This window comes from Haloarcula sp. NS06 (assembly GCF_051122755.1).
Lineage (GTDB): Archaea > Halobacteriota > Halobacteria > Halobacteriales > Haloarculaceae > Haloarcula.
Window position 1 is genome coordinate 25,719 of sequence record NZ_CP184843.1, and the last position, 14,458, is coordinate 40,176.

General features: G+C 55.4%; 4 protein-coding genes and 9 pseudogenes. 8 read left to right on the top strand and 5 right to left on the bottom strand.

The window, feature by feature from the left end:
* Positions 1–280 precede the first annotated feature (280 nt).
* The gene (locus ACODNH_RS02475; protein WP_434530284.1) at positions 281–457 is read right to left on the bottom strand and encodes a hypothetical protein; all 177 of its coding nucleotides are present in this window, start codon (positions 455–457) and stop codon (positions 281–283) included.
* Between the two features lie 584 nt (positions 458–1,041).
* Here ACODNH_RS02475 and ACODNH_RS02480 point away from each other — a divergent pair.
* Both ACODNH_RS02480 and ACODNH_RS02485 read left to right on the top strand, forming a co-directional pair.
* A pseudogene (locus tag ACODNH_RS02480) lies at positions 1,042–1,979 on the top strand (dihydrodipicolinate synthase family protein).
* A gap of 354 nt (positions 1,980–2,333) precedes the next feature.
* Positions 2,334–3,499: pseudogene (locus ACODNH_RS02485) on the top strand (MFS transporter).
* 315 nt (positions 3,500–3,814) lie between these two features.
* On the opposite strand, the pseudogene ACODNH_RS02490 reads toward ACODNH_RS02485, so the two are convergent.
* Positions 3,815–4,470: pseudogene (locus ACODNH_RS02490) on the bottom strand (uroporphyrinogen-III synthase).
* Between the two features lie 80 nt (positions 4,471–4,550).
* Here ACODNH_RS02490 and ACODNH_RS02495 point away from each other — a divergent pair.
* The 3 pseudogenes from ACODNH_RS02495 to ACODNH_RS02505 form a co-directional block, all read left to right on the top strand.
* Positions 4,551–4,769, top strand: a pseudogene (locus tag ACODNH_RS02495) (deoxyhypusine synthase family protein); the annotation flags it as partial.
* A gap of 54 nt (positions 4,770–4,823) precedes the next feature.
* Positions 4,824–5,817 (top strand): annotated as a pseudogene (locus ACODNH_RS02500) (transposase).
* A 20-nt stretch (positions 5,818–5,837) separates the two neighbouring features.
* Positions 5,838–6,605: pseudogene (locus tag ACODNH_RS02505) on the top strand (deoxyhypusine synthase); the annotation flags it as partial.
* Positions 6,606–6,617: 12 nt separating this feature from the next.
* Here ACODNH_RS02505 and trkA read toward each other — a convergent pair.
* Both trkA and dpsA read right to left on the bottom strand, forming a co-directional pair.
* A pseudogene (trkA, locus tag ACODNH_RS02510) lies at positions 6,618–7,950 on the bottom strand (Trk system potassium transporter TrkA).
* Between the two features lie 164 nt (positions 7,951–8,114).
* The gene (gene dpsA / locus ACODNH_RS02515; protein ID WP_434530285.1) at positions 8,115–8,660 is read right to left on the bottom strand and encodes a DNA starvation/stationary phase protection protein DpsA; all 546 of its coding nucleotides are present in this window, start codon (positions 8,658–8,660) and stop codon (positions 8,115–8,117) included.
* Positions 8,661–9,140: 480 nt separating this feature from the next.
* Here dpsA and ACODNH_RS02520 point away from each other — a divergent pair, with 480 nt between their 5' ends.
* Entirely contained in the window at positions 9,141–9,941 is an 801-nt protein-coding gene (locus ACODNH_RS02520; protein ID WP_434530286.1) for an IclR family transcriptional regulator, read from the top strand.
* 36 nt (positions 9,942–9,977) lie between these two features.
* Here ACODNH_RS02520 and ACODNH_RS02525 read toward each other — a convergent pair.
* A pseudogene (locus tag ACODNH_RS02525) lies at positions 9,978–10,449 on the bottom strand (pyruvoyl-dependent arginine decarboxylase); the annotation flags it as partial.
* A gap of 686 nt (positions 10,450–11,135) precedes the next feature.
* On the opposite strand from ACODNH_RS02525, the gene ACODNH_RS02530 reads away from it, so the two are divergent.
* Positions 11,136–11,960: a sulfite exporter TauE/SafE family protein gene (locus ACODNH_RS02530; protein ID WP_434530287.1), complete on the top strand. Its 825-nt coding sequence runs from the start codon at positions 11,136–11,138 to the stop codon at positions 11,958–11,960.
* A gap of 1 nt (position 11,961) precedes the next feature.
* Positions 11,962–14,397 (top strand): annotated as a pseudogene (locus ACODNH_RS02535) (heavy metal translocating P-type ATPase).
* The last annotated feature ends 61 nt before the right edge of the window (positions 14,398–14,458 follow it).

Here is a 14,458-nt window from a genome sequence, read left to right on the forward strand (position 1 = left end):
CATAAATCAGCCCTGCGTATCGAGCATACGCCGCTCACACGAGTGAAATTCAAAGAGCCTCAATTTATAAGGGCCTTTATATTAGTCCAATAAAAGTGGACTTTTACGAATTGTGGGCAGCAGTCACTTGCTCATTTACTTCTAAACCATCGGGTTCACCCCGCCGTCCCCTTCACCGACGACGCGCAGTCGGTCGATCACGACGTGCTGGACGAGAACCTCGCCGCGATGGAGGCGACGGGGGCGGACCTGTTCATCCCCTGCGGCACACCGGCGAGACTCACTGCCGCCGACTGACGCCGAGTAGAAAGCGGTCTTCGAGATTCACGTCGAGACGACGGCCGATGACGCTACCGTCGTCGCTGGCGCCGCCGGGAACGTCCCCGAGATCCAGAACCTGGCTAAGGCCTACGAAGTCGTCGTCCCGGACAGGCTGAGAGCCATGCACCTGGACCACACCTACAACCACGAGCGGGCTGGCCGACTACTACCACCGGATCTGCGACGAGATCGATATTCTGATCGTCATCTACAAGCGCGATCTGACGGTTCCCCGCTCCGTACTCGTCGACCTCAGCGAGCGCAAGGAGGAGGTCGCCGTGAAGGTCACTGTCGACAACGTTGTCGAGTTCTCGACCCGTCGAGAACGCCTTCGCCGAGTTGACCTAGGTCAATGATCGCCGAGTGGTACGTCCGCTCGTACGCCGTCGAGGGGGCGACCGGCTACACGACAGCATCGGGAACTTCCTGCCGGAGGCAGCCCTGGCCTTGTTCGACGCGCTCGACGCTGGGGACTGGGACCGGGCCCGGAAGTTTCAGCGCGCCCTGCGGCCGTTGGAGTACCTCCGCGAGGAGCCGGGCACCGGGAGCACCCTATCGGCGGGCAACAACGCTCTCGTGATCAAGCGCGGCTTGGAACTAGCGGGGCTCAACGGCGGTCCGGGCCGCGAGCCGCTGGTGGGACCCCCACCGTCGCCCTGGTTCGGCCCCATTTCTCCCGCAGGCGATGGGTATATGTTACAGCCGGCGCACTCATGAATTATGTCATTGTCAGCCGACCAGGTCCAGGAGTGTCTGCGCGGCGTTGCCGTCGGTCTCCTCACACCGTTCGACCAGGACCTCGAAATCGACCACGAGAAGCTCGCGGAGAACGCCCAAGACTTGTACGACGAGGGCATCCGGACGTTCCTCGCGACGGCCAACATCAGCGAGTACCATTCCCGTCTCAACAGGAGCGCATCGACGGCGCACAGACCGCCGTCGAGGCCCTGCCTGACGACGCCTGCGTGCTTGCCGGCGTCGGCGGCTGCACCAAGGACGCCCAGGAACTGATCCGTGCGTACGACGACGTCGGCGTGGACGCCCACATGATCATGCCGATGGACCACACCTACATCCACGAGAAGGCGGCCATCGACTACTACCACGAACTGGACGCCGCCGCCGAGGCCCCGCTGGTGCCTTACGCCCGCGACTTCTCGACCCCTCCGTTGAATTCCTCGCCGATCTCACTCGTGTCGAGGGCGTCGTCGGCATCAAGTACACGCTGAAAGACCCCGTCAAGCTGGGCGAGGCCGTCAATGCCGGTGCCGACGACGTCGTCTGGGTGAACGGCCTGGCCGAGCCGTACGCGGTCTCCTACTGGGTCGAGGGCATCGAAGGTTTCTCCGCCGGCGTCAGCAACTTCCGTCCCGAGGTCGGCCTCGCGCTGTTCGAGGCCCTCCAGAACGAAAACTGGAAGCGCGCTCGGGAACTGCGTAACATCTGCATACCCTACCAGAACTTCCGCGACGAGACCGGCGTCAAGAACACCATCCCCGGCGCCATCAGCGTCTCCGCCGTCAAGAAGGGCCTTGAACTGGCCGGCCTCCACGCCGGCGAGGTCCGCGAGCCCATCCGAAGCTTTCCCCGAGGACGAGGAACGCGCCGAAAAGATCTACAGTCAACTCGACGACGACATCGCTCGCCTCGTCGAGTAAGCGACCCCCTATTTTGTTGACTGTCTCTACTTGGTGAGCGATTGTTGCGCAAATGGCGGCGCTGGCGGGTCGGAGGCAGTGCAGAACGGCGGGAGGTCAGTGCGACCGAACTCGTTCGTCGCGATGAAACGCGACTAGTTAGCTATTCACCGTGAATCAGCACTGATTCGCTACGCGCAGATGAAACTGCGCGACGTGCAAGGAGGTCCTCACGGCTTCCCGCGGTCTCCGTTCGGCTGGTCGGAGGTCGCTCCCGGCGGTCGCGACCTGTCAATCTAGTTCCCGACATAGGGCGAAGACCACCCAATAGCGGATGATTTACAGGCTCCAATTGTGGAGATACCGGTAGAACGAATGGAAAAGGCACGACCCCTCCGAGAATCTCCGGCAGCAGCGGTGATCTTTGCGAGTACTCTCGTCGCTGTCATGGGCGTCTCACTCATCAGTCCTGCACTTCCAGCGGTGCAGGAAGCCTGGAACATTTCGGAGTCACAAGCCAGTCTCTTGTTATCGGCGTTTACACTGCCAGGGATCTTCTCACACTCCCGATTGGGCTGCTGACAGATCGAATCGGTCGGAAACCGGCTTTGATCCCGGCCCTCATTGTCTTCGGGCTCAGTGGGGGTGGCATCATATTCATCTCTGATTTTACCATAATTCTCGCACTGCGAGCGATCCAGGGTGCAGCGAGTAGTGCGATCATGATGCTCACGGTCACACTCTTGGGGGACCTCTTCACCGGTGAACAGCGACGGGTGTTGATCGGTACCAACGCGGCGATTCTTGCGGTTGGCGCTGCCGGATATCCATTACTTGGCGGTGCGCTCGCAACACTCGCATGGTCAGCCCCCTTCGCGTGTTTTCTCCTTGCGTTGCTCGTCGCTGTACCTGGGGTTCTCCTGCTCGAGGAGCCACATCAGGACGAGAACAACTCGAACTCGAGTCTACGTGAGTTCCTCACCGGGCCCACACCGATGATCCCCTTCGTCGTGCTCTATCTCGCAATCTTCGGCATATTCGTCATCCTCTATGGCGCTCAGCTTACCGCCGTTCCGTTCTTGCTCGCTAACGAATATCACCTCTCTTCAGCAGGTATCGGTCTTCTCGTGGGCTTACCCGCGGTCACAATGGGAGTAACAGCAATGCAGGGTGATCGCGTGCTTCGGTCGCTCACGAGCTTCCAATCGATCGCGCTCGGATTCGTAAGCTACGGAATCGGTCTCGTCGTTGTCGCTATCGCGGACTCCATCTATGTCGTCGCCGGCGCACTCTTACTATTCGGTCTTGGTCAAGGCCTCGCAGAACCGATCACAGATACTGCACTCAACGAACGGGCGCCAGACGAGTTTCGCGGGAGCATTATGAGTATCCGGACGAGCGTACTCAGACTCGGGACAACGATCGGCCCGCCGCTCAGTGTCGGGGCTGCCACTATCTTCGGCTATCAACGAACACTGTTGGTTTCTGGTACCGGTGCCTTCATCATTGGAATGACTTGGTTCACCGTCAGGAGTTTATAATATCTCATCTCCTGGATCCTTAGAGACGAAGCGAAGTTACCTCAAGTGGAACAATCACAACTGGCCGGAACACCAGCACCCGCCCTCCATTGCGGAGACAATGGCCAACGAGGCGTATCCAAACCAGAGTACCATATCGAGCGGGAATGGTCGCTCTCGGGGACTCGGACGACTGAGACTCCCACGAAAGAAATCCCACGACTTCAGTCGTGGAGGAATGTCAATGCTGTATCTCTCGAATGAGGTTCACCGTATCCTTCAGCTAGCCGCCTAAAATCTGCTCTGGCTGGTATAATGTCGACAGAACCTCCATGTCTACGGACAGCACGCTCTGTCGGTGCCCCAATTGCACCAATAACCGTCTCCTACAGCTCGGATTGCAGCGGGGAGAGCGTCACGTTCGGTAGCGATCTCAAAAAAATGCTTGACCGTCTTCGGTGACGTGAACAGTATGCCGTCTAACTCACCGTCTACGGCGAGTTTAACTGACTGGCCAGCAGTATCCGGTCGTTTCAAGCGATATAGATGCGTTTCATGAACAGATGCACCCGCTTCTTTAGTCCCCGAATCAGTACATCACTTCCGTGTGCACTGCGAGCGATTTCCACCGTATTCCCTCCAACTTCGTCTGCCAACTCTTCGACGAGTCCCGTGGAAGTAAATGTCGAAGGAATCACGTCGACTGAATAGCCGCAATTTCGTAACGCAGTTGCTGTCTGGTGGCCTACCGCACATACTGTCGTTCCATCTTGATGCCATCCCTGCTTCTCAGCGAGTTCAACCCCGGTCGGACTGGTGAAGATGCAGGTATTCCGCCTGCTGTGGAGCCTGTCCTGTTGGACAAATGGACAGCATTGGATCTGCGATTGGCGACACTTCCAGTGATTGAAGATAGCAGACGGCTTCGTCGATCCGAGTGTCGTCAGGGCGGAGGACAGCCACCTTCGGCTTAGGCATAGTGAATAATCCAGTGTTGATGGCCTTGGGTGCTATCGAGAACCGATCGACAGATTCCGAGTTCTTCAAATCCCTTGTCGAGTTATCCACTCGTATGGATAACGACGACTCTCACGATTACGTCGTACCCGAGAGTGAGGAAGACCTTGATACACCAGACGTACGTGGCTACGACTTTCGCGGCGAATTCGACTTCCACGAGATGCTTGACTCCTATGCGTCAACAGGATTCCAAGCAACACAGCTCGCAGAAGCCATCGATATCGCAGAACGTATGCAAGAAGCGGATGCAACAATCTATCTCACATTCACGAGGGTGTCATAGAACGAGTAGCACACCAAAGAGCAGGGTGAACGCTGAGGTGGAATGAGTTCAGCGACCCTGCAGGATGATCCTTCGGTAGAGTCGTTCTTCAATGTCGCGGAGACAGAGACTTTAGCGTTGTTTGAGCACCTCTCTTTCGAGTTTCTCGAAGAAGTTCCGACGTGTTCGCCCCGGCGGAGACGGGGCGAACACGAGACCACGAGCCACCAGAGTTGATGCGTGGCTTTCTCCACAGCTACTACAAGGACATCTACGGCATTCGTCCGGTTGAGCGGGAGCTTCGGAACACGGTTGTCTGGCTGAGCTGTGGATTCGATCGACCGCCGTCGAAGACGCGGTCGATCGCTTTCTCACCGACCTCGAACACGTCGTTGACGACATCTTCGACCGACTCGTCGAGCAGGCCGCCCGTCGCGGCCTGCTCGATGTGACCTACTGCATCGATTCAACCGATGTGAGGGCGATGCCCGCCGATCAAGACGCTTCAAAGTGCTACGATCCAACCAAGGACGAATACTACCACGGCTACGGCTGTACGATCGTTTCGACCGGACAAAAGATCCCGATTGCAGCCGAGTTCACCGAGAGCAAACAAGCACCAGAAGAGACGGCGATGCGCGTCACACGTGACGCGCTCGCCGTCGCCACGCCGATCTGGATGGTTGGTGACAGCGCCTACGACACGCTCGACTGGCACGACCACCTGCTGGCCGCAGGGGTCGTGCCAGTTGCCCCGTACAACGCGCGAAACACCGACGATCCGAAGGACATCGAGTACAGGGTCGAAGACCGCATCGAGAAACACAGCGAGGACGTTCAGCTGAAGCAATCAACCTTGGACAAGACGTATAACCGCCGCACAGGAGTTGAACGAACCAACGAATCAGTGAAGGACTGCGGCCTCGGGCGAACGCACGCCCGAGGCCGCGTCCACGCACGGGCACAGGTGTTTCTCGCCCTGTGTCTTCGTCTCGTTGTCGCAATCACCAACTACGAACGCGGAGACAATCCGGGAAGCAAGATCATCACGGTGTGAGAAGAGTTCTATGACACCCTCTCACATTCACATCAAATATTATCTCGTCGGGGTTGCGCGAGGCTGTTGCCTACCTCGTCCGAGAAGGGTACGTGGATGTTCTCATTACGACATCCGGATCACTAACTGAGGACGTCATCAAGACAGCAAAACCGTTCAAGATGGGAGACTGGGACGCAGACGAGGCAGCACTTCGGGAACGAGGCATTAACCGACTTGGTAATCTCTTCGTTCCCTCTGATCGATACGTGTGGCTGGAGGAATATCTATATGATTTCTTCGATGACTTCTTCGCGGAGGAGAAAGTTCGGTCACCGACGGCATTCGCACGTGAGTTAGGTGAGACGCTCGACGACGAGGATTCAGTGTTAAAGCAAGCGGCGGACAATGACGTCCCAGTGTACTGCCCGGCTTTGACCGATGCCGAAGTCGGGAACTTTCTCTACTACTATCGCCAGGGCTACGATTCAGACGTCGGAATCGAGATTCTGGATGACTACGACTCACTCATCGAAGACGGCTTGCTCGCGGACACGACGGGACTCATTGCGGTTGGGGGTGGTGTACCGAAACGCCATGCGATTATGACGAACCTCTTCCGCGGTGGGGCGGATTACGTTGTCTACATCTCGACGGGTATGGAGGGAGATGGATCGCTGTCGGGTGCACCGCCAAACGAGGCGGTCTCATGGGGTAAAATCAAGGAAGAGCGGGCGAACTATACACAGGTCGAGGCAGAGGCCACACTCGTCTTTCCATTACTTGTAGCTGGAGCTTTCAAACTGTAGTGAATATTGTTTCTAAATTGCCTCAGTAACCTCGTCGAGTATATTAGCATCCACGAATAAAATGATATGATCTTCTGATTTGATTATCGTTGAGCCTCGTGGAGTCACGAGTTCATCGTCGCGAGCGATCGCTCCAATAACAACTCCATCTGGAAGATCAGTTATCGAATTCGCAATCTTGCGGTCTGTGAGAATACTATCCTGAGCAACCTCAACTTCAATCACTTCCGCACGGTTATGTTCAAGCATAACGATATTCTCAGTAGGGTTCAGTCGAGTAAACCGTACGATCTCTTCAGCGGTTTCCTCACGTGGGTTGACAGTCACGTCGACACCGACTGTTTCGAATAATCCGGTATACTTAGATTCTCGACGACAGCTACTGTTTCGTCAACACCAAGCTGACGTGCTACCAACGTTACGAGCAGATTTTGTTCATCATGTTCCAGTGCAGAGATCATCAGATCAGCTTCCCCATCTTCTCTCGATTTAAGAAAGATATCTCAGTTGGATCCCCATGAAGCACTGTCGTGTTTGGGAGTGCTTCGGCAACTTCACGGGCTTTCTCACTATTTTGTTCGACTAAACGAGGGTTATATCCATGTTCTTCGAATAGCTTAGCCGTTTGAATTCCGACCTTAGTTGCTCCAACAATAATAATATCGTCTGTCTGACTCCGTAATGACCTCGAAATCACAGAGGCGAAATTTTCCACAGCCTGGGTACTTCCGATAACTACTATGTGGTCATCCGATTGAATGACTGTCTCCCCACTTGGGATTAGCAGTTCCTCGTCGCGGAAGATCGCTGCAAACGTTAATGAATTATCACTATCTATCTCGTGCACGGCTCGTTCGATAATAGGACTATCTTGTCCAATTTCGAATGCAGCCATTCGTACAAGGCCGTTAGCAAAGGTATCCACCTCTCGAGCCGATGGAAGCCCAGAGATGCGGAAAATTGCTTCAGACGTCAGTAGGTTTGTGCATATCATATGATCAACACCGAAAGCATCTGGATGCCCATCCCACGTTTCATACAGAGTGCGATGTCTGACCCGAGCGATAGTGAAAGCATCAGAAACCAGCTTTGCGGTGGCGCAGATAACAGTATTCACCTCGTCATCATCGGTACACGCAATAACCAGGTCTGCCTGTTCGATTCTGGCCTGCTGTAGTGTTTTGATCTCACGTCCGTCTCCGTGTACAGCAAGCACATCGTGTGCATACGTAAGTTCCTCTACAATACGCTGATCACGTTCAATGATGACTACTTTGTGAAGGTCCGAAAGAGTAGCAGCAATCGCTCTCCCGACCTCACCAGCACCAATTACCGTAATCCGCATCGAATCCTTAGTTGAACTATCGTCAGCTATAGATCCGAACAAAGTTTCAGTATTCATCACTAATTTCTGAGACGATTTTGGGTTATGACCAACCTCTAACGAAGTGTCCTGAACCTACCGGTATTCAGTATCTAGAAATCATCGGGTATTATGAGTTCTGTTCCTTAATTCGTCGCCGCCTCGAGGACGAGTGTGTCGTCTTCGAGGTAGTGCTCGACGTGATGGGTGTGTTCCTCGATCGTTTCCAGCTGCTCGCGAAGCATCTGTGCAGTCGCGTGGTCACCGAGTCCTTCCGCGAGTTCGATGTGCTCTCGGTAGCTCTCGATGATGTCGCCCATCATCTCCAAATCGTTCGAGAGCGACGTCCGGATGTCATAGACATCTTCATCCTCGGCTTCGACTGTCGCGTTCTCTGCGAGCGTTGTCATACTGGCGTGCGGGACGCCGCCGAGCGCCTGGAGCCGCTCTGCGAGTTCGTCGGCCGCGTTCTCGACGTTCTCGTACACTTCCTGGAGGAACACGTGAATATCTCGGAATTCCGCGCCTTCGACGTTCCAGTGGTGTTTGTGGAGCTGGTGATAGAGGACGTACGCGTCCGCGAGGTCGGTGTTCAGTGCGTCGATTATCTGTTCCGCTTTCTCCTTTTTGAGCCGGAGTGCGTTCTCTTCGACAGTGCCTGCGCTCTGTTGGGTCTTTCTCTGAGTGCTCATCTCGTCTTCTCCTACGTGCACCCCCACTTATAGGTTAGCAATTCGAAAATAATTTTTTGCGCTGGCGAAATTAGATTTCCAGGAAGAGGATATTCATATCAATGGGCGCTTCGTGATGCGACATCTTGACCTCGCTCCATTACGTCTTTCACCGCCAAACATCGATCTCATCTCAGGTCGGACATTTTAATGACACAGACGATATTTGCTGGATTGTTATCCTGTCTGTTCTTATCCAGCAGTAGCAACTGTCTACGGTGATTAGTCTGGATAGTTCTGCCCATCAATCTTGACCTTTCTGTAGTTGCTCTCCTGTCGCTGTCGAACGATTCTTGAGCTGATCTTCCTCGAAAACGGGTGCTCTACTGATTGGTCTTCAGCAGTTACGCTGATCACTCAATGGTGACAACGCCAATGCCTAGAATATATAATAGTCCACTATACCCGAATCCTTATAATTAGACATTCGAAAGACTAGGTATGGGTGATCAGACAGCCAAAACAACTGTTCGCTCGCTTTCCATAGTAGATACCATACAGCGATTGGATGGTGCGACGTTAGATGAATTAACAACCGAACTGGCAATGGCGAGAAGTACGGTACATGTGCACCTCCGCACGCTTATCGATCATGGCTATCTGACGAAGGAGGGTGAAATGTACCACGTTGGTTTGCGATTTCTCAACCACGGCGAATACGCGCGGTCACGGAAACAGGCATACGTTCTTGCTGAAGAGACTGTATCCAATCTTTCTGAGCAGATTGATGAAGAGGTAGAATTTGTCGTTGAAAACAACGGTCGGGGTATTCTTGTTCACGAATCATTCCATCCGGATAGCCAGTTTGACTCAAAGGATTCTCACACGTCCAAATCGATTACAGCTGCTGGTATCTACTATTATCTTCACAGTGTCGCAACTGGAAAAGCGATACTTGCTGAATACTCGAGGGATCGTGTTGAGGAGATAGTAGACCAGTGGGGGTTACAAGAACAGACTGAGAAAACAATTACCGATCAAGACTCGCTCTTTGAATCTCTGGATGCGATCAAGGAACGGGGAGTTGCGTTTGCTGACGAAGAATATGTTAATGGGTTACGAGAAGTCGGTCGGATAGTAAAAAACCCGGATGGGAGTATTCTTGGTGCGATTGCAGTTATTGGTCCGACATACCGATTCCAGAATGAACGATTCAACAATGAAATTCCAAATATTCTGGATGAATACGTCACGTCACTTGAAGACAAAATCGAAGAAGCCTATCGAAAGGAGCATTTTTAGATCACGGTGATCTCCCATATTTAAGAGCATTACATAAATAGGGGAAGATCGCCCATAAATCGCCAGTACGACGGCAGTAGCGTAATTGTCAACATCAGGGTCAGCCTCAGCGACGACTTCATCGCCATCACTAAGAAATTCCCAGTCTCGATGGTCCTTCCCAGCAGTCAAACCAGTCTTGATGCGCTCACGGACAGTATTCTCTGTATCGCCTGTTGACTCGTAGAAAATACCTCGTCCGGATTTACTGCGTGCCCATCCGATCCCCAGCAGCAGCTGTCTCACCGGATTTGACCGTTTTCCGACTTTGAACAACAGTCAGACGGTCGCCGACTGTTCCCAAATCGGGAGCAGTTCCGATAACCTCAAGAGCAGCATCGCTCGGAATGACTGAAGAGACACTAACTAAATTGTAATTATAGACGTTCGCAGCTGCTAGCGCTGCATCATACGATGCCTTCTCGGTTGAAGCATTTCCGATTCCCCAGACGATTCTAATTTGACCCATATAGGTTCAAATCAGACACCGAAATAAGGAGTTTTCGATTCACTTGGAGCTTGCTTAGCCGCCAGAGCCAACACCTCACGCCCGACAGGCTAACGTCATCAGACTCAGGAACAGAAAAGAACCCTTTCGCTGTTCTCGGTACACAAACCCAGGGCCTTGTTTAGACGCCGAATTTCGGACTATTGTGAGCTTGTACACCGATCAGGGCGAAACAGACACCGTCAGTTCAGCTCGTCTGATTGCTTCTACAGTCCAGATTGCCCAGCTGCTGCAACCAATCCAAGTTGATCAGACCCACCTCGGTGTCCAGAAATTATCGATACTCCTTGACGATACCTTCTCCGACGTTCGGAAAATACTGCTCTCAACCCCTCTGACTAGCGTCTAAACACGGCCGCTGCGGCCCCAAATCATTATATCGCCAACGGTGGTGTAGTTCAGGTCAGCAGAATTCTCAAAGGTGGAGATTGTGACCGCTACGGACACGACTCAGTTTGAGTCTGTGTCTGCACATCACGTGATCGAAACAGGAAGCCTGCCCTCGTGAGAGCAGGATTCCCCGCGCCACCGTGCGCAGGGTAACATTCAATCTCAGCAGTGACCTTCGAAGTCACGGCCTGAACCGAAACCAACAACACAGGACAGGTGGTATACTCTAATCTATGCTGGCTTTGCCAGCCGTGAGTATGATTTCGGCAGTCCTAGTACAACTGAGTGAGATCGGCATCGCGAGTGGCTATGGACTGGTGGTGTTTTTTCTGATTGGCCTCCTCGGCGGTGCACACTGTATTGGAATGTGCGGACCGCTCGTTGCAACCTACGCCGAGCGTATGGAAACCGAAGACCGTTGGTCGGGCGCACTCACCCTCTATGAAGTGCGGCAGCACGCGCTGTTCAACCTCGGCCGGACGCTGAGCTACGCCCTTATCGGGGCTGTCTTCGGGGCTGCTGGCGCGCTCCTCTACGGGACCATCGGGCTCGCCGGGATTCTCGGGCCAGTCCAGGGTGTCGTCGGCATCTGCATCGGCGTGGCAATCCTCGGGATTGGAATCACCCGATTGGCCGGCTACCAACAAGGAGCCGTCGAAGGTGTGATTGCTGATACTGGTATCGGATCAATATTCACGCGAACCTACACAGTGATCTCGACACGGATCGACCGCTGGGTCAACGGCATCGGCATCGTGGGCCTCGGCGCACTCCATGGATTGTTGCCGTGTATGCTTCTCTATCCAGCATTTCTGTACGCGTTCGCACGGGCTGACCTGTATATGGTCTCCTCTCGCTCGGCGTGCTCGGGCTTGGAACGATCCAGCGTGTTCCTCTACGGAACGGTGATCCAGTCAGTGAGCACCCGCCAGCGACAGGTGGTCCACTATGGACTCGGTGTGTTGTTCATTGGGCTCGGATACGTCCTGTTAGCGATGGGGCTCATGCGGTTTGGCGTCATGCTCCCGTTGCCCGACATTCCGTACTATCAACCGATCGCCGGCTCGGAGGCGGTTGCGTAACATGTCCACCTGCACACTCTGTGACCTCCCGCCGAAGACCCAATCATCGACGAGGCCATCGACGGCGAATTCTGCTGTCGGGGCTGTACCGAGGTCGCACGCCTGGTTGACAACGGTGAGGACGTCGACCTCTGGATTGCGGCCGTCCGTGACCGCGTCGAGGCTGCAGGATTCTCGACCGGATGTCCCCGAGGGTGCCGAAACGGCTTACCTCTCGATCGACGGAATGCACTGTCAGACCTGCGAAGGATTCATCGAACTCCTTGCCGAGGAAGAGGACGGCGTTCACGAGGCGCGTGCGAGCTACGCGACCGAAATGGCGCAGCTGGTGTACGATCCTGCCCAGATCGATCGCAACGCGATCGCTGCGGCACTCAGTCGACTGGGCTATCAGGCCCGCGATCCCGACGAGGAAAACGACTCGCTGCGCTCGCGCGTCGAATTCGGCAAATACCGTGCGGTACTCGCGGCGGTACTGATGATGCCTGTGTTGATTCTTTACGTCCTGTTCATCTATCCGGTGTATCTCGGCATCTATCCCGAGAGCTTCCTCTACGGGAGTACCGTCGAGGCGATGGTGTTCGGGCCAGCTAGCGGTCTGGAGCACACTCATCGTTATCGGGCTCGGATACCCCATCTTCCGTGGGGCCTACGTGAGTCTAAAAGTCGGGCGCCCGAACATGGACGTGTTGATCGCCATTGCGGTGCTCGCAGCGTATCTCTACTCGCTGGCCACCTACCTCACAGGCGGGCGCGACCCGTACTTCGACGTCGCAGTGATGGTCCTTGCAATCGTCACTATCGGCAACCATCTCGAGTCACGGGTCAAACGCGCTGCACTCGGCAATCGCGCTGACCTCACTGATTCACGCGTCGAGGAGGCCCGCCGGCTCGACGGCGACAGCGAGGCCACCGAAACCATCGACATTGCAGCGTGTGAGCCGGGCGACCGGCTGTTAGTCAAACCTGGCGAACGGATCCCAGTCGACGGCCAGATCGTCGACGGGACTGCCGCGGTCGACGAGGCACTCGTCACAGGTGAATCTCTCCCGCAACGGAAATCCGTCGGGGACACTGTACTCGGCGGGTCGATCCCTACAGACAATGCGATCGTCGTCGAAGTTGGTCCAGAAAACACCAGCACGATGGATCGCCTCGTCGAACTCCTCTGGAACGTCAAGAGTTCTGCGACGGGTGTCCAGCATATTGTCAACCGCTTTGCGGTACTGTTCGTTCCGTTCGTACTCGGGCTTGCCACGCTGACTGCCACTGGCTGGTTCGTCCTCGGCAACGACCCGAATACAGCTATAATGGTCGGTGTCTCTGTGTTAGTGGTCTCGTGTCCGTGCTCGCTCGGGATCGCGACCCCGCTTGCTCTCGCGGCGGCCACCCGCGATGCCACCGATAATCGCATACTCGTTCTCAACGAGACAGTGCTCGAGCGGATCGACGACTCCGCGGTCGTCGTGTTCGACAAGACTGGGACGCTCACCACGGGGGAGATGGAGCTTGTGGACGTCGCTGGCGACGATCCTGACGAAGTGCTTGCGATGGCGGCCGCCGTCGAACGCCGGTCGAGCCATCCCATCGCCGCTGCGATCGACGATACCGCCCCGCCGACCACACGTTCTGTGTCGGGTTTCGAGAGCGCCGATCGTACCGTGTCAGCCCTCGTCGACGATACCCGTGTGGTTGTCGGCCATCCGGACTCCTTCGACGCCGACGAGTGGACGATTCCAGCGGAGATCGACGCGGCCGTCACGGACGCCTACGAATCGGGCACTCATCCCACGGCGGTTGCCTGGGACGGTGTCGTCCAGGGAATCGTCTCGGTCCGAGATACGCCGCGTGAGAATTGGGAGCGCGTGGTTTCCGATCTCACGGATGCGGACCGGGAAATCGTCGTGCTGACGGGCGACGACGAACGGATGACCGAAACATTTGCAAACCATCCAGCGATCGATCACGTATTTGCAGGCGTGCGCCCCGAGTCCAAGGAAGCGATCGTCCAGGGTCTCCGGGAGCGCGGGACGACGACAATGATCGGCGATGGAACGAACGACGCGCCCGCCCTCGCGAGCGCAGACCTCGGGATCGCGGTCTCGAGCGGCACCGATCTGGCGATCGAGGCGGCCGACGCGGTAGTACTGGACGACCGTCTCGACGCCGTTCCTGAGGTCTTCGAGCTGGCGAGTGAAACACGGGGCCGAATCAAACAGAACCTGCTCTGGGCGGCTGGCTACAACGCGATCGCGCTTCCACTGGCAATGACTGGCGTGATCACGCCGTTGATTGCCGCCGTTATGATGGCGGTCAGTAGTCTCATCGTCGTCTTCAACTCGAAGCGCCGCCTACTCTCGGCGAACGGAGATCAGGTGACTGCGACCGACCTAGCGAAGGCAACGATCAACTTGGATCTCCCGCACACTCGGACTGAACGGTCGACCGCCAAGCATCAACTGTAACCATCCTGCTACGCTTTCTAGCTACAGTCTGCT

What these genes read in the sequence shown, in the direction of transcription:
- dpsA (WP_434530285.1), bottom strand. Translation starts at nt 8,660, where the DNA reads ATGAGCACTCAGAGAAAGACCCAACAGAGCGCAGGCACTGTCGAAGAG.
- ACODNH_RS02520 (WP_434530286.1), top strand. Translation starts at nt 9,141, where the DNA reads ATGGGTGATCAGACAGCCAAAACAACTGTTCGCTCGCTTTCCATAGTA.
- ACODNH_RS02530 (WP_434530287.1), top strand. Translation starts at nt 11,136, where the DNA reads ATGATTTCGGCAGTCCTAGTACAACTGAGTGAGATCGGCATCGCGAGT.